The organism is Arcobacter pernae, from assembly GCF_049472135.1.
Classification (GTDB): Bacteria; Campylobacterota; Campylobacteria; order Campylobacterales; family Arcobacteraceae; genus Arcobacter_B.
The window spans coordinates 117,311-138,252 of the sequence record NZ_JBMOVV010000006.1; the positions used below are offsets into that span (position 1 = coordinate 117,311).

At 25.1% G+C, this 20,942-nt stretch carries 17 protein-coding genes; 7 read left to right on the forward strand and 10 right to left on the reverse strand.

Features of this window, described 5'->3' with window-relative positions; translation table 11 throughout:
- Positions 1 to 107 precede the first annotated feature (107 nt).
- Both ACH5BF_RS08635 and ACH5BF_RS08640 read right to left on the reverse strand, forming a co-directional pair.
- Positions 108 to 368: a hypothetical protein gene (locus tag ACH5BF_RS08635; protein ID WP_254576825.1), complete on the reverse strand. Its 261-nt coding sequence runs from the start codon at positions 366 to 368 to the stop codon at positions 108 to 110.
- Positions 369 to 462: 94 nt separating this feature from the next.
- Complete coding sequence (locus ACH5BF_RS08640) at positions 463 to 1,722, reverse strand: hypothetical protein (protein WP_423273806.1); 1,260 nt, start codon at positions 1,720 to 1,722, stop codon at positions 463 to 465.
- 72 nt (positions 1,723 to 1,794) lie between these two features.
- Here ACH5BF_RS08640 and drt3a point away from each other — a divergent pair, with 72 nt between their 5' ends.
- From drt3a to ACH5BF_RS08655, 3 genes are all read left to right on the forward strand, one after another.
- Positions 1,795 to 3,210 (forward strand): antiviral reverse transcriptase Drt3a, encoded by a 1,416-nt coding sequence (drt3a, locus tag ACH5BF_RS08645; protein ID WP_423273807.1) that lies wholly within the window; start codon positions 1,795 to 1,797, stop codon positions 3,208 to 3,210.
- Positions 3,200 to 5,209: an antiviral reverse transcriptase Drt3b gene (drt3b, locus tag ACH5BF_RS08650; RefSeq protein ID WP_423273808.1), complete on the forward strand. Its 2,010-nt coding sequence runs from the start codon at positions 3,200 to 3,202 to the stop codon at positions 5,207 to 5,209. Before drt3a ends, drt3b begins: the two co-directional genes overlap by 11 nt.
- A 552-nt stretch (positions 5,210 to 5,761) precedes the next feature.
- Complete coding sequence (locus tag ACH5BF_RS08655) at positions 5,762 to 7,972, forward strand: nSTAND3 domain-containing NTPase (protein WP_423273809.1); 2,211 nt, start codon at positions 5,762 to 5,764, stop codon at positions 7,970 to 7,972.
- 149 nt (positions 7,973 to 8,121) lie between these two features.
- Here the strand turns inward: ACH5BF_RS08655 and ACH5BF_RS08660 are convergent, their stop codons facing one another.
- Both ACH5BF_RS08660 and ACH5BF_RS08665 read right to left on the reverse strand, forming a co-directional pair.
- On the reverse strand, positions 8,122 to 8,808 hold the full coding sequence (locus tag ACH5BF_RS08660) for a response regulator transcription factor (RefSeq protein WP_423273810.1): 687 nt from the start codon (positions 8,806 to 8,808) through the stop codon (positions 8,122 to 8,124).
- An 8-nt stretch (positions 8,809 to 8,816) separates the two neighbouring features.
- Complete coding sequence (locus ACH5BF_RS08665) at positions 8,817 to 9,377, reverse strand: cysteine hydrolase family protein (RefSeq protein WP_423273811.1); 561 nt, start codon at positions 9,375 to 9,377, stop codon at positions 8,817 to 8,819.
- A 341-nt stretch (positions 9,378 to 9,718) separates the two neighbouring features.
- Between ACH5BF_RS08665 and ACH5BF_RS08670 the strand changes: the two genes are divergently transcribed.
- From ACH5BF_RS08670 to ACH5BF_RS08680, 3 genes are all read left to right on the forward strand, one after another.
- Positions 9,719 to 11,620, forward strand: a complete 1,902-nt coding sequence (locus ACH5BF_RS08670; protein WP_423273812.1) for a mechanosensitive ion channel family protein — start codon at positions 9,719 to 9,721, stop codon at positions 11,618 to 11,620.
- Between the two features lie 115 nt (positions 11,621 to 11,735).
- A complete protein-coding gene (locus ACH5BF_RS08675) occupies positions 11,736 to 14,273 on the forward strand; it encodes a methyl-accepting chemotaxis protein (RefSeq protein ID WP_423273813.1) in 2,538 nt (845 codons plus the stop codon).
- A 6-nt stretch (positions 14,274 to 14,279) separates the two neighbouring features.
- A complete protein-coding gene (locus ACH5BF_RS08680; RefSeq protein WP_423273814.1) occupies positions 14,280 to 14,663 on the forward strand; it encodes a PAS domain-containing protein in 384 nt (127 codons plus the stop codon).
- A 2-nt stretch (positions 14,664 to 14,665) separates the two neighbouring features.
- Here ACH5BF_RS08680 and ACH5BF_RS08685 read toward each other — a convergent pair whose 3' ends face one another.
- From ACH5BF_RS08685 to ACH5BF_RS08700, 4 genes are all read right to left on the reverse strand, one after another.
- Complete coding sequence (locus ACH5BF_RS08685) at positions 14,666 to 16,624, reverse strand: EAL domain-containing protein (RefSeq protein ID WP_423273815.1); 1,959 nt, start codon at positions 16,622 to 16,624, stop codon at positions 14,666 to 14,668.
- Positions 16,625 to 16,694: 70 nt separating this feature from the next.
- Positions 16,695 to 17,087 (reverse strand): hypothetical protein, encoded by a 393-nt coding sequence (locus tag ACH5BF_RS08690; protein ID WP_423273816.1) that lies wholly within the window; start codon positions 17,085 to 17,087, stop codon positions 16,695 to 16,697.
- A gap of 8 nt (positions 17,088 to 17,095) precedes the next feature.
- On the reverse strand, positions 17,096 to 17,410 hold the full coding sequence (locus ACH5BF_RS08695) for a hypothetical protein (RefSeq protein WP_423273817.1): 315 nt from the start codon (positions 17,408 to 17,410) through the stop codon (positions 17,096 to 17,098).
- 58 nt (positions 17,411 to 17,468) lie between these two features.
- Complete coding sequence (locus ACH5BF_RS08700; RefSeq protein WP_423273818.1) at positions 17,469 to 18,749, reverse strand: Y-family DNA polymerase; 1,281 nt, start codon at positions 18,747 to 18,749, stop codon at positions 17,469 to 17,471.
- A gap of 352 nt (positions 18,750 to 19,101) precedes the next feature.
- Here ACH5BF_RS08700 and ACH5BF_RS08705 point away from each other — a divergent pair, with 352 nt between their 5' ends.
- The gene (locus tag ACH5BF_RS08705) at positions 19,102 to 19,836 is read left to right on the forward strand and encodes a substrate-binding periplasmic protein (RefSeq protein WP_423273819.1); all 735 of its coding nucleotides are present in this window, start codon (positions 19,102 to 19,104) and stop codon (positions 19,834 to 19,836) included.
- 4 nt (positions 19,837 to 19,840) lie between these two features.
- On the opposite strand, the gene ACH5BF_RS08710 is transcribed toward ACH5BF_RS08705, so the two are convergent.
- Together ACH5BF_RS08710 and ACH5BF_RS08715 are read right to left on the reverse strand one after the other, a co-directional pair.
- On the reverse strand, positions 19,841 to 20,380 hold the full coding sequence (locus tag ACH5BF_RS08710; RefSeq protein ID WP_423273820.1) for a rhomboid family intramembrane serine protease: 540 nt from the start codon (positions 20,378 to 20,380) through the stop codon (positions 19,841 to 19,843).
- Positions 20,364 to 20,936 carry a hypothetical protein gene (locus ACH5BF_RS08715; protein WP_423273821.1) on the reverse strand — a complete coding sequence of 191 codons (573 nt, stop codon included), beginning with the start codon at positions 20,934 to 20,936 and terminating at the stop codon, positions 20,364 to 20,366. The genes ACH5BF_RS08710 and ACH5BF_RS08715 overlap by 17 nt, the downstream gene beginning before the upstream one ends.
- Between the last annotated feature and the right edge of the window lie 6 nt (positions 20,937 to 20,942).

A 20,942-nucleotide genomic window follows, 5' to 3' on the forward strand; every position in this document is an offset into this window, starting at 1 on the left:
TTATTCCTTTGAGTGTTTTAGAAAGGGGTATTACTAAATACCCCTTTTTTCTTGTTGTCACGAAAAAAAGATTTTAAACCGCGAGTGCTCTTAAAAACTGTTTTTTCTTAGACACCATAGAAACTATGTTGTTTTGAGATAATTCCCACATGAACTTCAACATCTTTGTTTACTTTATCACTATAGAAAGCTATCTTATTATCAGGAATAGAGATAGTATGTAGCTCTTTAACCTTTGTACCATTTGACCTAATGTTTTCTACTAAGATTTGTAATTTAGCTTTTACAGGAGTAGCTAAAGTTTCTCCTTCTTTTTTATATTCCGATTTTGGAATAATGTTTAGTAAATTGCCTTTGATTGTTAGCATTTTTTATCCTTTAAATTAATATTGGATAACGCGTTATCTTGTTTTGATGTAATTACGAGAGGAAGTATAAAGTAAAGAGTGGTTTTTTATAGATTTATCTAAGAGCTAAAAAAACTCCTAGATAATTTGGTTGTTTTAAATATCTATCAATAATGAATAAAAATGTTTTATATTCTTTTTTTGTTAAACCTAAATACTCTCTCATTTTAAGAATATTTTTTAAGATTTGAAGTTCAGATATTTCTTCTTTTTTAGGCTTGTCTTTTTCAAATATGTTTTCTATTCCTAAGATTGAATTAAAAGAAGCTATCATAAGCTCTTCAATAGGATTATTAGTCTTTTTATAAACATAAGTATATATAGGAACTTCTGATAAATGTGTTTTAATACAATATTCATTTTTTACTTTTTCTTGTTTATAAATGATTGTTTTTTTCTTTTTAGATTTTTCAACCTCTATAATTGTACTTTGTAAAAAAAATCTAACTATATTCATTATGGATTCAGATAGTTCTTTATGAAACTCTTTATCTTTGGTAGTTATATTTGATTGAATTCGTAAATATATCATAACACTTGTAAGTAATTCTTCTTTTGAAGTTCTTATTCCATTAAAGAATTCTAATAATTGATTAAGCGCTTTTATTTCAATTTCACTCATTTCTAATTGTTCATTTTCAAATCCTAAATATATTTTTGCAAAGTTCATCCACTCAGGGAAGTTTTTATATTCATCTGTTAGAGTGTATTTCATAAATTTAATTTGAAATTCAATCTTTTTTCTTTCATCTTCATCTTCAATAGGAAAGAAACTTCCTTCTATTCTATTCTCTAATATGTTAAGTTGTATTTTTATTAGTGTATCTATTGAACTACTTCTATGTTTTGTTCCATGATGATTCCCATTATTCTTTGGGTATTTACTTAATACATTTTGAATTCTTTTTATATAGGAGAAAGAGTTAATTATTTCATAGTAAATAGGAGTTAGTTTATTTTCAATCTCAATGATTTTAACTTTATTTTTTTGAGTAAATATTGAAAAACAATCACTTAGATAATTTACATTATCTTCATTTATATCTGGTATTAAATACTTAATACTATTAATCACAACATCATTTTTTGTTATTTTATTGCTTTTTAAATAGTCGTTTTCGTTATCAAAATTAAGTGATTTTTTAGGCAATAATTTATTAAAAGCATGTTCCCAAACTTTTTTTTGTTTACCTTGAAAATTGTTTAATATTTTTGGATAAACTCTATACTTTAGCATATCTAGTTGTTTTAGAGATATGAAATCTTTTACATTTAAATCTTTATTTTTGTATTGTTGTTTTGATAATCTATTCATAAAAGTAATTATATTTATACTCTTCTTAAATATTATTTTCTTATAATACATAAAATTAAAAAAGGAATATTTTTGAAGCAACTTTTTAATGTTGATAATTTTTTTAAAATATATAAATATGAAAATAAAAAAGGTAAATATATTGATAGAGTTATATCTAATAAATTACATAAATATTCAAATTATTTACTTATTATTAATAAATTAATTAAAAAATATAAAAAAAACAATAGCTCTAGCTCATATACTTTAGGAAGGTTAAAAAGCTTTAAAGACAAAGTAATAAAGAATAAAGAAGCACTTTTAGAAGTTGAATTAAAGACAATTGCTAATAACATCAATACTAGTAACTATAACTTTACTTTTAATCACTTTAAAAAAAATGGTAAAAAAATTTATAAACTAAATATTGATAGTACAAACTTTTTTTTAATAAAAAAATTGCAATATAACTATAAATTAGCCTTTGATATTAATCAATCAAATAAATATGAAATCACATATCAACTAAAAAATATTTTAAATAACAACTTTCCTAAATATATAATAAAAACAGATTTAGAAAGTTTTTATGAGAATATAGACTTAAAAGTTCTAAAGAATAAAATTAGTAAAAACAATGTGCTGAGTAATTTTTCTAAAAAAATGACTTATAAAATTCTATCAGAATATAGAAGTTATTCAAAATTAGATAATGGCATTCCTAGAGGAATAGGAGTAAGCGCCTTTTTATCAGAAATATATTTACAAGATTTTGATAATGAAATGAAATCTTCTTCAGATGTAATATACTATGCAAGATATGTTGACGATATTATAATTATATTTACTCCTAACATCATTACTGATAAATACAACTATTTCTACACACTAAAAAATTTACTACAGAAACATAAAGTTAAAATAAATACTAATAAAACTATAGAATACAATTTTACAAAACCGACATCAAACCAAGAAAATGTTAAAAAGGATTATTTAGAATTCCTAGGATATAAATTCTATTTCAATAATATAAAAAACTTAAGTAATAAAAATAAATTATATATTGGATTTTCAACTAAAAAAATGAAAAGATATATAATAAAAATGCAATTAACCTTTGATTCTTATCATGACGAGAGTAAATACAATGAAAAAAAAGCCAGAAAAAACTTAATTAATAGAATAAAATTCTTAACTGGAAATACTAAATTATTAAATGCAAAAAAAGACATATTAATAGGTATAAATTTTTCTAACGAAATTTTCAATCTTAAACACGATTTAAGAGTATTAGACTTATATTTGAAAAATCAACTTGTCAACTTATCTTGTTACTATAAAATAAGAAAAGAATATGGAGGACATGTAGATATTGATAAACTTAGAATGAGACTTAATAAATATACTTTTTTAAACTCTTGGGAGAATAAAAGTTTTTCAAAATTCACATTTAAACAAATTGAAGAAATTATAAGAATATGGAAAAATATTGATGCAAAATAAAAAAAGAATAAAAATTAAATACAATAAAAATAGAGTTGTATTATCTGATATATTGCCCTATGAACTTCCTATAATATTTACGAATAGATACTTTTATAGATTCTTAACAAAGTTTAGAATTTCATTTAATATTAAAGATAATGGTAAATACGAAATCAAATGTAAAGAACTAAGTAAACATCAAAAAGAAATATTAAGACTTATATTTAATGGTATAGAAGTAAATAAAGATTCAGCCGACTGTACTAATAATTTAATAACTATACCTTTTAACTTTAAAATTTCTCATAAAGAAAATGACTTCAGAGAATTATCTATTATTCATCCAATTAATCAACTTGTTTTTATATGGTTTTATAATGAGTATTCAGAGTCAATCAAATATTATTGTAACATAAGTGAATTTTCTTTAAGAAGACCTTATAAAACTGCCAAATATAAAATATATAATAATGAAAAAATTGATAATATTTTTGATAAATATGAATCTATAGAAGAACATGGAAAGAATTATGAAAACTTAAAAACTTTTTTTAGTTATAAAAATTATAGTAATATTCATAAGTTTTTTGAATCGTACAAATACCAAAGAGCAGAAAAGAAATTTAATGAAATGTATAAATTTGATATAACAAAATGCTTTGATAGTATTTATACACATTCAATTAGTTGGATGGTTTATAATAAACAAATAGTCAAAGAGATGATTTCAAAAAAATTAACTAACTCAAATTTTAGCAGTTTATTTGATGAATTAATGCAAAGAGCAAACTACAATGAAACAAATGGAATACTTATAGGTCCAGAATTCTCTAGAATATTTGCTGAAATTTTACTACAAAAAATTGATAATGAAGTTTTAATGACATTAAAAAAGGAAAAACTCTACAGTAAAAAAGATTATGAAATTTTTAGATATGTAGATGACTTTTTTATATTTTATAATGATAAGTCAGTTAAAGATTTAGTATTCCAGACATATCAATTAGAATTAAAAAAATTTAGACTTTATATTAATGAAAATAAATGTAAGACATATGAAAAACCTATAATCACTGAATTAACTATGGCAAAAGAAAAAATTAATGAATTATTAAATACAAATCTTTCTTTTGAAAAAGTACTTAATGAAGAAACGAATGAAGTAAAGGATTTAAACTTTTATATTAATTCACAAAAGCTAATAACAAAATTTAAAATTATAGTCAAAGAAACAAATATAACATATAATGAAATTTTAAACTGGACTTTTGCTATAATTAATAATATACTAGAAACAGTTTTTTCAAACTTCAAAGACATTAATAATCATACAAAATCTGAATATAAGCTTTGTAAATTTATTTTAGAAGTTTTAGACTTTAGCTTCTTTTTATATGCAATTAACCCTAAAACAAATAGTACAATTAAAATTAGTTCTATACTTTCACTAATAATTAAATTTACAAAGGAAAACAATTCAATAAGTGAGGTAAAGCATTTAATATTTAAAAAAGTTTTTGATGAAGTGATTTTTATACTAAATAAACACGCATTAAATAAATATACTCAAATAGAAACATCATATTTATTAATAGTATTATCTGAACTTGGTAAAATGTATAGGATTGATAAATGTGATTTATTTAAGTACTTTAAACTGTATGATAAAAATAATACACTAAACTACTTATCAATTGTTATTTTACTTTTCTATATTAAAGATATAAGAAGATATAAAATAATTAAAAGACACTTAAAAAGCCATATATTAAAAAATTTTGAACTAAATAAAGGTTCTTTAAATAAAGGAACTGAAACAGTCTTTTTATTATTTGATATATTATCTTGTCCATACATAAATGAAAAATTCAAAAATTTAATACTTAAAAAATATGGTGTAGCAGAGAATCTTCATAAAAAAATTATAAATGAAGAAAAAAATTGGTTTATTAAGTGGGATAATTTAGATTTTATGTTAGAATTAAAAAATAAAAAAAGTTTAGAAGTTTATCCATAGTGCTCACAGTCTAAATATATATCACACACAAGAGCGTAAACTTTTATTAGATAACAATAATTTAAGTTTGTAAAAGTCAGGGACTGGGCTTTACAAATTTTTATTGTTAAAACATATGTATATATTTTAAATTGTCTATACTATATATGAAACTATCATGCTTAAAACCCTTTTTGTTCCAAATTTGTTCCAAAAACAACTAAAATCAACAATATTTATAAAATTTAATAACTTCTAAAAGTGCTATTATATGGTTATATTTAGCTTTTTATAGCTATATTAAGCTAATCCCGCCGGTCGCACCATCTATAACTTCCAACTTATCGATACTTAACTTTCAATTCATGCAAAATTTAAGATTTTTTTACATAAAAAATATAAAATAACTTTTTTAGCTTTAATCAAGCACTTTTTACATGAATTATTTAAGCCTAGAATATTTTTTACATGAAAATAATCATATCTTGAAAAAGTTTTACATGAATATAAAAATTATTTTTTTACTAAGTATTAGATAAAATAAAATGTTTAAATTATTAAGGATTAAAAATAATGGTTGACTACGATTTTTCAACATTAAATGACAAAGAATTTGAAAATATAACTCTTGAATTAATTTCAAAAGATAGAGGAAAAAAATATCAACGTTTTAAACAAGGTCGAGATGGTGGAATAGATGGGATTTTTTTTATAGATGAAAATAATGAAGAAGTAGTTCAATGTAAACATTTTTTAAAATCAGGATACAGTCAATTAAAAAGTAAAATAAAAAAAGAAGAAATTGCAAAAGTCAAAAAACTATCACCTTCAAAATATATCTTTGTAACATCTGTACAATTAACAAAAGCTAACGTTGATGAAATTTTTAATTTATTTTCACCTCATATAAAAAGTAAAAACGACATCTATTATCAAGAAAAACTAAATAATATATTAAAAGATAATAAAGATATAGAAGAAAGAAATTATAAACTATGGTTAAATAGTACTACTGTTTTATCTAGAATCTTTAATAATGCAATAAAAGGTAGAAGTCAATTCTTAATTGAAGATATACGAGATAGTATTCCAAAATATATTAAGACAGACAGTCATAAAAAAGCTAAATCAGTATTAGAAAAAAATAAACTTTTAATAATATCAGGAGAACCGGGAATTGGTAAAACTACTTTAGCAAACTTTATTTCTCTAGAATATATAGAACAAGGTTTTGAGTTCATTGTTATTGATGATTCAATAAAGGAAGCAGAAGATGTTTTTAATTATGATAAAAAACAATTATTCTATTTTGATGATTTTCTAGGCTCAAATTATCTAGAAGCCTTAAATAGAAAAGATTCTCATATAGTCAACTTTTTAAAAAGAATAGTTAAAAACGATAATAAAAGATTTATATTGACTACAAGAACTATAATTTTTAACCAAGCAATGTCAATGAGTGATAAGTTTTATTCAATAGATATTCAGAATCACGAATTTATCTTAAAACTCAATTCTTTAAGTAAAAATGACAAAGAAAAGCTACTATATAATCATATTTATTTTAGTAAGTTAAATGATAACACAAAAAAAACACTTCTTTATGATGATATAAATAACAGTATTGTTAGTCATAGTAACTTTAGTCCAAGATTAATTGAATTTATTACTTCTCATTCCTCTATTATTAATAGTAACAGTTATCTCAATGACGTCTTCGAGTCTCTTAATAATCCCACTCAAATTTGGGAAAGAAGTTATGAAAATGAATGTGATGATTTTATGAGACTAATTGTAATCATTATTGTTTATAATGGAAATACAATTTATGAATATGAACTAATTAAAGTTTTTGAAAAAATAAGGAAAATAGAATCTCTAAAAAATGATAGCTATAAATCTAAAGAGTTTACTTCCCTTATAAAGGTGCTTCTTAGATATTTTATAAATAGAACCATCAACTATGATAATAGTGTAGAATATAGCTTATTTAACCCATCAATTGCTGATTTTATAATACATAGAACACATAATATAGAAAGGATTTTAAATATTTTTCAAAATCTTAAAACACTAGAATCTCTTGAAACTTTACACTACTTAACTAACAAAAAACTTTTATCGAAAAACATATTAACTACTATAATAAATAATCTTGAAGATAATGACTTTAGTGAAAATACAACATATTTAATTGAGTTATTCAATATATCATTAATGCTTAATGTTGATATAGACACAAATACTTTACTAAAATTCATTAATCAATTTATAGATAACAATGAGTCACTTAATTATTTTGAAGATAATACTTATATTTTAATTAACTCATTATATCTATTAAAAAAGAGAGAGCAAGAGTTCGACTATATACAAACCATCGAATACTTATTTCAATCTCATAAAATAAATGAAATAGATGAAATCAATTCCACATTAAAATTTATTGGTGATTTTAATCTATTAAATACAAATATCATAAATAAATTATCCTTTTGTATTTCTGATTACCTAAATTATGAATTAAATAATTATAATCTACAATTTAATGATTTATTTTATAACTATAATATCAATGACTTAAGAGAGTGTCAAGAAAGTATTATTGTTGAAATTAAAAATTATTATAAACAACTATGTAAAGAGAATTTAGCGAAAATCAACCTTATTCCTGAAGTTCAAATGGATTATGCTGATTTTGTACTGAATACTCTTGACTTTCAGTGGATTTATCAAATGGCATTAGAAAATGAAGAGTTTGATGAAGATGACCTAATTGACTGATTTTTTACATGAATCTTGCATGAAATTCACTAGTTTTAGTGAATTTAATATAGAAGGTAAATTAAGATATACCAACAGATGGGACTTTTAAATCTTATTTTGTTGGTAGCACTGTTTCAAGTCCCGCCGGTCGCACCATACAAACTCGATTAACTACTAAGTAAATTCTTAAGTTCTAGTTTATATCCTATTCCTGAATAGTTTTTTATCATATTTTTGTGAGTCTTTTTTCTTAAGTCTCTTATCAAAGATTTTAGTGCTGCTTCTGTATTTTCGCTATTCCAGATATGATACTCTATTTCTTCATATGTCACAACTCGTCCTTGATTTTGAATAAATAAGTTTAGAAGCAAACTCTCTTTTTTATTTAAGACATATGAGTCATTGCCTTTTATAATACTTTGAGTTTGAAAGTTAAAAAAGATATTATCTGCAAGTTTAAAGTTACTGTATAATCGTCGCTCTATTATCTCCATACATTTATTTAAAGCTTGTAGTATTATTTTTTCAGTATATGGTTTTACAAGATATTTAGTGATATAAAGTTCTAAAAGCTCTGTTAGATACTCATTCGATTTGTTTTCACTTAGTATTATAAAAGCTGTTTTTATATCATCTTGTCTTACTTCATTCATAAAATCGATGATATTTCTATCTTCAAAATTGCTATCTATTATTAGTAAACATGGTGACTCTTTTATATACTTTTGTTTTGAGTCTTCTATAGTTTTAGTACAAAATACTTTATTTACTGTCTTGCAAAGAAGAGAGTATAAACCCTCCTCTTTTTCTTTTTTGTCAGATATATAAAGTACGGATAAATCACTTAATTCCATTAAATACCTTAAAGTTGTTCTATTATCTCATCTGTACTTTGAACTTTTGCATAACCAAAATCTAAAGCTGCCATGAAAGAAGCATGAACAAGTGTTGCATCGACTTTTACACCATTGAACTCAACAGTTCTTGTAGCACAAGCATCATGTGCAACTTGACAACTATATCCATAGTCACTTGCAGCTCTTGTAATAGCATCTATACATATATGAGACATTGCTCCGACGATTATTACATTTTCAATATTAGAAGAATCTAATATCTCTTTTAAATCTGTACCTTTAAAAGAGTTAATCTCATGTTTTAAAACTTGAGTTTCATCTTCTAGAGGTGTTAAACTGTCATGTATTTTTGCACCATCGCTTTTTTGTGCGAAAAATGGTGCACCCTCACCTACAAATTCATGTCTTACATGAATAACTTTCATATTTCTTTCTCTAAATTTGTTTAGCAGCCTTAAAGCATTTTTTGCAGCTTCTTCTGTTTTATATAATTCATACTTTGCGCCTTTAAAACTACTAAAATAATCATTTTGTAGGTCCACTAAAATTAATGCTGTATTATTCATATTTTCTCCTTATTTTAAACAAATAAAAGTATATAAATAAAATGAAGGAAAAAAGAAGGATTTTGATTCTTTTATTATTGTTTTATAAATTTGTTGTTATATTCAACATGATACTAATCAAACATAGCAATTTATAAAAATAATAAAATAGTATGAAATATATTTGAGATTAATTATCAGATTTATTATAATATAAAAACAAATTTAAGTTCACTTTCAATCTATTATGTTAAAAATTTATATATCTTATAAGTTTCTATGATAATTCACTATTTTTTTATATTTTTTAACTATAACAATCATAAAAAATAAGATATAATTTTTAAAAATATGGAGATTTTATGAAGAAATATTTATTACTAATAGTGCTTCCACTATTATTGTATTCACAAACGGCTACACAAGAACCAGTAAAACTAATAAAACCTCAAGAAGATGATAAAAAATCTGAAATAGTTATTAATAACAATTCATTAAAAGCTATTGAACAACAAACAAATGAAGAAGTAAAAGAAACAAAAAAACCTAAGAGTGAAGAGCAGAAACAATTAGAGCTTCAAAACAAACTTTTAGAGAGTGTTATTGAAAATATAAACAATGAATCATACTTAATAACTTTAAACAATGACAAGGAATATAAAAAAGAATTAACACTATTGTCAAATAAAATAACTATCAATAAAAAAGCAAATAATGACTTAGCTGTTGTAAGAGATGGCCTTAGAGTTATGTATATAAGAGAAAAGAAACTTTATGAAGAGACTTTAAAAAATATAGTAAAAGGTAAACAAGAGTTTAGAGAAAAACAATATTTTGAAAAACTTTTACAAGATAGTATTTCTAAGATGAAAAAAAACTCTTTAGAACAGTATGAATCTATTTATGAAGAGCAAAAAGATTACACAAACTATATATCTGAAGAGCTAACAAAAAACTATATCAATCTATACAACCAAAGACATACACAAATCTTTGTTTTAGAGTACCTTTTAGAAAATATTTCTAAGTTTAGAAAAACAAACTTTTTTATTGATGAGTTCAACCTACAATACTTTGTAAAAAAGATTGATTCAATTCAAGGAATTTCATTTATTTCAAACCTTACATCTTATCACTTGAAGTTTTCAATTGGTGAAGTAGTAGTGGTTTTATTTATTATAGGTTTTTTTAGACTTTTAAATTTAAAAATCATTTCTATTATAGCTAGCTTTATTGCAAAGATTTTTGTACAAAGAAAAGAAAAAGATGATGAAGATGCAGATGAGATTAGAGCTTATTTAAAAGAGTCTATAAATACTCCATTGATTTATGCTTTATATTTACTTGCTATTCAAATATCAATTTATATATTAGTAAAAGACCCTATTTTAATTGAGAAAATAATCCCTTGGATAAATACTCTATACATGGCACTTCTTACATGGGGGCTTTATGCAATTTTAAACAATAGTATAAACTATTATGCTCAAAATCTACTTGAAAAGTACCCAAATGTTAGAAAAGAGATGATTGTATTTATTCTAAGAATTATAAAAATAATCTTAGTATTACTTGTAATTTTATTCTTATTTTCTCAACTAGGTATTGATATAAAAGCCATAGCAGCTTCACTTGGTGTGGGTGGTATTGCTATTGCCTTAGCTTCAAAAGATACTCTTACGAACTTCTTTGGTTCACTTAGTATCATGACAGATAACTCTTTTTCTCAAGGTGACTGGATTAAAACAGGAGATATTGAAGGAACTGTAGTTGACATAAGAATGAGAACAACAAGAATTAGAACATTTGACAATGCAATGATTACAGTTCCAAACTCTCAACTTGCAAACACACACATCATGAACTGGTCAAAAAGAAGAATTGGTCGAAGAATAAAAATGAGTATAGGAATTACTTATGAATCAAGGATGGAAGATGTTATTCAATTAAGAGAAGATATATACGAAATGCTTTCAAATCACCCAGGTATAGCTACTAGTAAAAATGCACAGCTTACAAGCACACGAAAATTTGAAGCCATAAAAAGAGAAGACCTTCAAGGTGTTAAAAGAACCCTTTTAGTTTTTATTGATGAGTTTGGGCCCTCGTCTGTAAATATATTAGTTTATTGTTTTTCAAAAAGTCCTGATTGGGAAGAATGGTTAACAGTAAAAGAGGATGTTTTAGTAAAAATTTCACAGCTGACTAAAAAGAATAATTGTGAGTTTGCATACCCTACACAAGCACTTTGGTTAAAAAAATAACTAAAGTGTATTATTTATGTAAGTTTTTTACTTTTTTACTAGAAAATAAGAGTGGATTAAATTAAATATAAGATTCTCTCATTTATAATTCAATGTTACATAAGGAGTTATACATATGAATATTAAGAAAAAATCTTTGATTTTAGCAGCTACGTTTTCATTATTACTAATTATCAATGCAATAGGTTTATTTTATTCACTATATAAAATAGAAAATGCAAATGAAAATATAGTAAATGATAATAAAGAACTAAATTTATACAAAGAGTTAAAGTACAATATTAAAAACTTACAAGAAGTTTCTACAGATACTGCACTTGTTGCTGACCCAGAGGGTTTATATACTATTGATGAAATCAAAGAAAGATATTCTAAAACTTTTGAAGAAATCAATAAAATAAATACATCTGATGAAAATGAAGTTCAATTAAATAATATTGATTCTAAAATCAATTCATATGTGAAAAACTTAAAAGACTTAGCAAATGCGGGAATTGAGAAATTTACAGCTAGACAAGACTCACTATTTGAGATGAAAAAATTCGATAAAGCAGTAGAAGATATCGAAGAAAATATTGATAATATTACAGCTTCTGATTATACAAATAGCTCTTTAATTGAATTGAAATACCTAATAGTTTCTATTCAAGAGATTCTTACAGATGCTCTTGCAGTTGGTGATTTAAGTGGATTTGAAGATGTTGATAAATTAAAAGCTGAATTATTTAGTAAATTAAATGATGAAAAGCTAAGAGAAAATATCAATGCTATGATCAATGCTGGAAAAACAATGGCTAAAAAAGGTGAAACTTTTAACATAATGGAAGAAAAAGTTAATAACTCAATGATTGCTGTTGATGAGATATTTGACTCTATTGAAAAATCAATTCTATCTATTGAACAACTTCAATACAAAAAAGTTAACTTAACTTTAGAAGAGAACAAAGAAGTAATGGCAAATGCGCAAAATGTTGCTATTGCTTTAACAATTGCACTTTTCATTTGTGTTATGTTCTTATTAACTATTGTTAAAGGTATTTTATCAAGTGTTCAAAAACTAAATAATGGTGTAGAAGAACTAGTTAAAAACAGTGATACAAAAGGTTCTAAAATTAACTTAGAATCAAATGATGAGTTAGGAAATATTGCTAAAAACTTTGACCTTTACATAGATAAACTTGAAGAAAATGCAAATCAAGATAAAAAAGTTATTGACCAAGCAAGAGTTGTAATGGGGAAAGTAAATGTTGGTTTATACAATGAAAGAATTGTACTAAAAGCCTCATCAAGTGATATTCAAAGACTTGTAGATGAAATAAATGGAATGATTAATAAAACACAAGCAAATCTTACTACTTTATCAAATGCTTTAATTGAATTAGCAAATGCTAGATATGATAAAGAGATTCCAAGAATTGAAGGTGTTACAGGTTTAATTGCTTCATTACTAAGTGGTACAAAGGTAACTCAATCTACTATCAATGAAGTAATGGCACTTATTGATAACTCAAATAAAAGATTAACATTTAGTGCAAAAGACTTATCTAATGCAGCAGCAGAATTAAGTAAAGCTTCAAATCAACAAGCAGTTGCACTAGAGCAAACAGCAGCAGCTATAGAAGAAGTTACTTCAACTATTGCAGTTAGTTCTGAAAACTCTTCAAAAATGGCAGCATATGCAACAGAAGTTACTAAATCAAGTCAAATAGGTAAAGAGTTAGCTAGTAAAACTTCTTCATCTATGGATGAATTAAGTACAGAAGTAAATACAATTAATGAAGCGATTACAGTAATTGACCAAATTGCTTTCCAAACAAATATCTTATCACTTAATGCTGCTGTTGAAGCTGCTACTGCTGGTGAAGCTGGTAAAGGTTTTGCTGTTGTTGCTCAAGAAGTTAGAAACTTAGCAGCTAGATCTGCTGAGGCTGCAAATGAGATTAAAGCATTAGTTGAAAGTGCAACTGCTAAAGCTAAAGATGGTAAAGAAGTTTCATACCAAATGATTGAAGGCTTTAATAAACTTGATACAAATATTACTACTACAATTGAGTTAATTAGTGAAGTTGCAAATGCTACTAAAGAACAACAAGAAGCTATGAACCAAATCAATGATACAGTTAACTCACTTGACCAAGCAACACAAAGTAATGCACAATTAGCTTCTGAGATTAGTCAAATGGCTAAAACAACGCAAGAGTTATCTATCCAACTTCAAGGTGCAGTTGATAGAACTGCTTTTGATGCTGATGCAAAAAGAAGAGTATGTAATACAGATTACATCTTTGATCTAAACAAACTAAAATCTGACCATATTAACTTCAAAAATGTAAACTTTAGTGATTGTAAAGTTGGTAATAAATTTAAAGTAAAAGATCACACACAATGTGATATGGGTAAATGGTTAATCGCAAGTGAAGAGCAAGGATTAGAGTTTACAAAAAGTGAATTATGGCAAGAATTAAAAGCAACACACCAAAGATTCCATCATATGGTTCAAGATAGTGTTGACTTATATGCTGAAGGTTATGAAAATGGTCAAATCATCTCAGTTACTGAGAATATTGAGTTACAAATCAATGTAATATTTGAACTATTAGATAAATTAAAAGAACACAATTGTGATTTAGAATTTAAAAAAAGAAGAGGATAACTAATCATGTCAAGAGAAACTGTACTTAAAGATGATGCTTTTTTAGTTAGTGAAACAGATGCAAAAGGTATGATAACTTTTGCAAATGAACAATTTTGTGAGGTTGCAGAATATTCTCTTGATGAATTATTAGGACAACCTCACAATATGGTAAGACATCCAGATATGCCAAAAGCAGCTTTTGAAGATTTATGGAAGACTGTTAAAGATGGACATGTTTGGCAAGGATATGTAAAAAACAAAACTAAATCAGGTGGATACTACTGGGTTTATGCAACAGTTTATCCTTATAAAAATGAAGCAGGTGAACAATGCTATATGTCTTGTAGAAGAAAACCTGAAAGACAAAAAGTAGAAGAAGCTATACAGCTTTATAAAACACTTAGATAAGCCTAAACTATAATAGGTTCAGGCTTTCCAAAGTAAAAACCTTGCGAGAAATCTACACCTAACTCTTTTACTTTCTTATGAATCTTTTCATCAGAAACAAACTCAGCGATTGTTTTAATTTCATTTTCTCTAGCAAAAATAATTATTGATTTTACAATACTTTGATTATATTTACTTGTCAAAATATCTTTTATTAAACTTCCATCTATTTTAATATAATCTGGTTGGAAAATATTTAATCTTTCATAGTTTGAATAACCTGTACCAAAGTCATCAATAGCGATTTTAACATCACCTGCAAGCTTTACAAGCTCAATAAATATCTTAATAGCACTTAAATCTTGAACTTCTTCATCCTCTAAAAGCTCAAAAGTAACTCTTCCTATATTCTCTTTTATAGTTACTAATTCAAACAGCATATCTCTAATCTCTAAATCTTCAATATCTGAAGAAGAAACATTTATTGAGATATGAATAGTTTTATTCATATTTAGAATTTTTTTTGCATTATCAATTACTTTTTTTGTTAAATCATGATAATAACCTGATTTCTTTGCAATATCCATAAAAAAGAAAGGAGATACTACTTCTTCTTTTGAGTTGATTATTCTAAGTAAAGACTCATATTTAACAACCGTTTGCGTTTTATTACATACTATTGGTTGATAAAAAGATAATACTTTTTTCTCACTATTTAAAGCATTTTTAATAAGAGTTAAAACTCTTAATTTTTCTCTAGCACTATTTTGTTTTTGTTCATAGAAACCATTTGCAAAAATAATCTTATCTTTTTTACTTTCATGAAGTAATCTAATCCCAGTAATAGCATCATCAAAAAGATTTTCTTTTTCAGTTGAGAAACTTAAAAGCATATCCATTTCATATTTATTCTCTTGAAAGAAAACATCAGTTCTACTTAAGTTGATTAAAAATTTATGTAGATATATGCTCATATGCTCTTTATTGAAAACATCATTCTTTAAAAAAGCAAATAAACCTCCACCTAAAATATATACTCTATCTATTTTAAGATGACTTGGAAAACATTTTAAAAGAACTTGTGAAAAAACTTCTTCAAACTCATCTCTTTGAGTTTCTGTATAAAACTCTTTTAGAATATTGTAATTATTGATTTTAGCAACTGTTAACATTGGTGTTGACATGTTTTGTATATCATCCAGAAGCTGTCTTTTAGGATTCATAATATCTGTAATATCATGTCTAATACCTATATATTCAATAATATCACCTTTTGAGTTTACAATAGGCTCTATTACTGCATCAACATAGTATGCTTGACCTTTTTTATTTTTGTTTTTGATTGTTCCAAACCAAGGCTTTTTTTCATTTTTGATTGTATCCCAAAGGTCTTTGTAAAGTTCAGGAGATACATCTTCATGTCTTACGATATTATGATAGCTATCAATTAACTCATCTTTTGAATAACCTGAGATTTCTTCAAACTTTTCATTTGCGTAAGTAATAACACCTTTTTCATCTGTCTTAGAAACAATAGCACTTAAATCTACAATTCTTTTGTATTGTTCCAAAAGATTAACAACTTCTTTGTTTTCTCTTTCTAGTACTATTGTTTTATAAATCTTATTTATTGCTTCGTGTAAGCTTTTGAGATTTATTGGTTTGATTAGATATCTATCAATATTTAAGTTTATTGCATTTGTAAGGTAATCACTATCATTAAAAGCAGTAAGAATTATAATTCTTGCATTTTCATCAAACTCTTTGATTTTTTGACTCATTTGTATACCATCTAATCTTGGCATACTAATATCTGAAATCACTAAATCTGGTTTATATTTTTCATATAGCTCTAAGCCTTCTAGACCATCTTTTGCTACATGTAAAGTTGTAACCCTATTTTTTAAAAAATATGCTAGTTCTTCTCTTATATTCACGTCATCTTCAACATATAAAAGAGTGATTTCAAATACTAACTTCAATAATTTACCTTATAATATTTATTTATAAATACTATGATACATAAACATTAATTAAAATCGGATATAAAAATTATTTTTCTAGTAAAGAATCTGCTTTTGTTTTTAACTTCCTCTTATGTAAAAAACTCTTTTCCCTATCACTAAGTCCTTTATCTAGGGGAGTTTCTTTACTTTTAACTTCTTTTTCTTTTTTATTAGGCTTTGTTACACTCTCTTCTTTTTTAAATAAAGTAAGTAGTAAATAAATAGAGAAAGTAAGATTAAAAATAATAATAATCCATTTTGTGACAAGCACTAATTCTAAGTATTGTAACTTTTCTTTTAGCTTTAAATATTCAACAATATCTGCATAAATTGCATTTGCAAATATTGCAATAATCAAAAGAAGGGCTACTAAAATAACTCTTTTTCTAAATTTATATAAGTAGTACCAAAATAGTGCTGATTTAACTTGTTTAAACATCTAAATACCTATATAAAAAAGTTTAAACCAAGTGCAGCTAAAGCTACAACTAAAGATTTAGTTTTTAAATCATCCATTATTTTTCTTTCTTCATCAGCAATTATTATTTCTAATTCATCATCACTAAAATCATCAAAACTTTTATGATTTTCAACAAGCCTTGCTTTTGTTGCTAAGATAGCTTTTTCTCTAACTTTTAATCTAATAGCCTCTTTTACTTGCTCGCTTTTAATTCTAGGATAATCAAAAGCCTTTGTTGTATTTTCAGATGCAATATTCAATAACCTATTTGATTTTTCTTTTAACTTATCTTTTATTCCCATAATATATTCACTTTTTTTGTTTTTTTGTATTATAGCATTTCAAGTTTAACAAAAAAACCTATAACTTATCATCTTTTATTTCACTAGCACTTTTGATAATATCAACACCGAACTTTACTCTTAACTTTTGCATTTGATTTGTAAGTTCTCTTTTCTTTAAATCTTCTTCATATTCAAAAAGATTATAAGTATACTCATTAACTTTCGCAAAATTTGAAACAGTTATGTTTAACTGTACTACACCATGTTTAGGATGAATATCATTTTGTTCAAAAAGATGAATCATTGCTTCTTTAAAATCTGTTTCATTAAATATTCTATTTACATTTATATAATTCTTTGATTTTATTTTGTATTCATACTTTATTTTTATTGCATAAGTCAGAGGATTAACATTTGCTTTTTTTACTAAAAAGCAAAGATATCTACTTAAAATCATAACTCTTCTTTTAAGCTCATCTCTTTCAAAAATAGGATCAAAACTTCGCCCTATTCCTATTGACTTTTTTTCTCTTTCTAATGTTAATTTTGTATCTCTTATTCCACAAACACGATTATATAAATCAATCCCTGGTTTCTTCCACGAGTAGAATAGTTCTCTTTTTTTTCTTATATCACCTAAAGTTTTGATTCCATATCCTTTAAGTCTTTTTTGAAAACCTTTTCCAATTCCAGGAAACTCCTCTATAGGAATATTTCTAGTAAAATTTGCAATATAATTAGCACCAACATATTTAACACCATCAGGCTTTGCATATTCTGTAATAAGTTTTGATAAAAATTTTGTATTAGCAACACCAATTGAAATAGGTAATTTTAGCTCTTGGTATATCTTTTTTTTGAGATTATAAGCAAACTCTACAATCTCATCTTCTCCAATATAACCAGTAACATCACCAAAAAATTCATCAATAGAAAACTGTTCAACTAAAGGAATCTCTTTTATTAAAAGTTCTTTTAACTTTTGTGATAATTCATGATACAAAGGATAATTTGGTGGCAACATCTTAAGATGAGGACAAAGCTTTAAAGCTTCGTTTACACTCATAGCCGTTTTAACTCCATATGCTCTAGCCTCATATGATGCTGTAGTTATTATTCCTCTAATTCTGCCATTTTCATCTACAAAATAGTCTTTAAAACTCTTTTGTCCTTCATTTGTAAGAATTGTACTTACAAAGGCTCCTGAATTTGATGAGATTTTACGAACTTCTTTTTTTGAAGAGAAAATATTTAAGTTACTTCTTCCTCCGACTGCAACTGGAATATCTTCTAAACTACTATCTATTGTTCTATGAGCTGATACGAAAAAACAGTCTAAATCTAAATGTAAAAACATTTTGAAAGTATAACTCAAAAAAAAATCTATATCTAAATATATTGCAATTTGAAATACTTTTATTTTAACGCTCTTTATGATAATATCACATCAAAAAAAAGGATAAATCATAGCTACTTGTAAAAACTGCAAAAGAGAAATTGAACCTAAAAAAAGACAATGCCCATACTGTGGTATTTTAAATCCTACAGTAACTTTAAAAGATATATTTATATCACTTGCTATTGTTTTAGTAGTAATGGGAGCAGTTACATTCTTTACAAAATTATAGATTGACACTTACATATATTTCTATTATAATATGTTATAATTAGCGTTATATATAAAACTTTTTTGAAAAAAGGAGTATGTCATGTTAAAAAAACTTCTATTAATAACATTATTATGTTTTTCTACACTTATTGCAAAAGAAGAAATTCTTATACCAACTGATGATTGGCCACCATTTCGTATGACAAATGAAAATATTTATAGTGGTATTGATTTTGATTTACTTGAAGAGTTATCAAAAAGATTAAATATGCAAACCAACTTTAGACACTATCCTTGGGCTAGAAGTTTAGCAAATATGAAAAATGGAACTGTCGATATGATGACAGGTATTGCTTTAAAAAAAGAGAGACAAGAATATATAAAATATAGTTCAATTCCTTACTACTCATGTTCTCCTGTATTTTATACACAAAAAGGTTTAGGTCAAAATATCAAAACATACAACGATTTAAAAAAGTATTTAGTAGGCTATGTAAATAATTCTGCTTATTTCAAACAATTTGACAATGATAAAACTCTACAAAAAAGAGCTGTCACAAATGAACAACAATTGTTAAAAATGTTAGCTCTTAAAAGAATGAAAGTTATAATAGGTACAGACTGTCAAGCAGACTTTGAAATAGCAAAACTAGGATTACAAAATCAAGTGGAAAAAACTTCTTATAGACCGGAGAAAAGAATTGATTTATATGTAGGTATCTCTAGAAAATCAACACTTATTAATAAAATAGATGAAATAAACAGAGTTTTAAAAGATATCGTTGATGAAGGAAAAGTAAAAGAGTTTGCAAGTAAATACTATGGCAATAATTAGAAGACTATCTTCTAACTATTGCATATAAAAACCCCACTGCAAGACCTATAAAGTGCGCATACCAAGCAATTGGAAGACCTATTAAAAGTGGTGCAACAGAGATTAATAATACCCAAGTTATGATACCACTTCTTTGAGTTTTATCCCAATAAGCAACATATCCTAAGATAGCACAAATAGCCCCAGAAGCACCTACTAAATTCACATAATTATCTAAATAATAAATGTATGTAAAAGAAAGCAAAGATGTAGAAATACCACAAATAAAATATAAAAGTAAAAACTCTTTAGCCCCTCTAAACCTCTCAATTAAACTTCCAAATTGATAAAGAACAAACATATTCATTGCAAGGTGAAAGATACCTCCGTGAGCAAACATAGTAGATAGTGGCTGCCACCAAAAATCATACACAGTAAAATACATATTTAATCCAAAAAGTAAACTACCCTTATTGATAGTTTCTTGAATTATATACATTATTATTGTAATAGCTATTATTGTATTTGTAGCTGTAAATTTTGATTGATTATAACTTCTTAGCATTGTTTTTATATACCTTTATTGAACAATCTATTCTATTAAAAATCTCTTTTTCATCATACAATCTAAAATCAGTAAATATTTTAAATATCTCTTTGTTATCTGCTTTAAAAGTTGTAAGAATTGAACCAGAATAAAACTGTTTTCTTTTTATTTTATCATCTGTACTATTTTTTTCTACTAATTTATACTCAATTGTCAAATACTTTTTAATATTTTCTTTAGGAGCTTTTTGAATAGCTTGCATATATAGTTCATTCATTTTATTTAATGAAACTAACTTCTCAACAGTTGAATTCTCAGATTTTTTATAAGAGCCATTTAATCTATAATAACCTTTTCGTAAGGCTTTAAGAGAATCATTTAAAAGTTGTTGATTATATACTTTATATTTAGTAAGAGTAATCTCTTCACATGCTAAAGGAACTACTTTTTCTTTAGTAGTTTCAGGCTCATTAACAATATATTTTACATATAGTGTTAATGTTACTGAAATAATTATAATTGAGGCAAAAGTAAAAAAGTTATTTATAACTTGGCTTTGCCTTACTTGTCTCATTTTAAA

Bases quoted from the DNA above. Each gene is read 5' to 3' on its own strand.
- ACH5BF_RS08710 (WP_423273820.1), bottom strand. From the start codon at position 20,380: ATGCTAAGAAGTTATAATCAATCAAAATTTACAGCTACAAATACAATA.
- ACH5BF_RS08635 (WP_254576825.1), bottom strand. From the start codon at position 368: ATGCTAACAATCAAAGGCAATTTACTAAACATTATTCCAAAATCGGAA.
- ACH5BF_RS08665 (WP_423273811.1), bottom strand. From the start codon at position 9,377: ATGAATAATACAGCATTAATTTTAGTGGACCTACAAAATGATTATTTT.
- ACH5BF_RS08660 (WP_423273810.1), bottom strand. From the start codon at position 8,808: ATGGAATTAAGTGATTTATCCGTACTTTATATATCTGACAAAAAAGAA.
- ACH5BF_RS08670 (WP_423273812.1), top strand. From the start codon at position 9,719: ATGAAGAAATATTTATTACTAATAGTGCTTCCACTATTATTGTATTCA.
- ACH5BF_RS08675 (WP_423273813.1), top strand. From the start codon at position 11,736: ATGAATATTAAGAAAAAATCTTTGATTTTAGCAGCTACGTTTTCATTA.
- ACH5BF_RS08705 (WP_423273819.1), top strand. From the start codon at position 19,102: ATGTTAAAAAAACTTCTATTAATAACATTATTATGTTTTTCTACACTT.
- drt3b (WP_423273808.1), top strand. From the start codon at position 3,200: ATGCAAAATAAAAAAAGAATAAAAATTAAATACAATAAAAATAGAGTT.
- ACH5BF_RS08690 (WP_423273816.1), bottom strand. From the start codon at position 17,087: ATGTTTAAACAAGTTAAATCAGCACTATTTTGGTACTACTTATATAAA.
- ACH5BF_RS08680 (WP_423273814.1), top strand. From the start codon at position 14,280: ATGTCAAGAGAAACTGTACTTAAAGATGATGCTTTTTTAGTTAGTGAA.
- ACH5BF_RS08695 (WP_423273817.1), bottom strand. From the start codon at position 17,410: ATGGGAATAAAAGATAAGTTAAAAGAAAAATCAAATAGGTTATTGAAT.
- ACH5BF_RS08655 (WP_423273809.1), top strand. From the start codon at position 5,762: ATGGTTGACTACGATTTTTCAACATTAAATGACAAAGAATTTGAAAAT.
- ACH5BF_RS08640 (WP_423273806.1), bottom strand. From the start codon at position 1,722: ATGAATAGATTATCAAAACAACAATACAAAAATAAAGATTTAAATGTA.
- ACH5BF_RS08715 (WP_423273821.1), bottom strand. From the start codon at position 20,936: ATGAGACAAGTAAGGCAAAGCCAAGTTATAAATAACTTTTTTACTTTT.
- ACH5BF_RS08700 (WP_423273818.1), bottom strand. From the start codon at position 18,749: ATGTTTTTACATTTAGATTTAGACTGTTTTTTCGTATCAGCTCATAGA.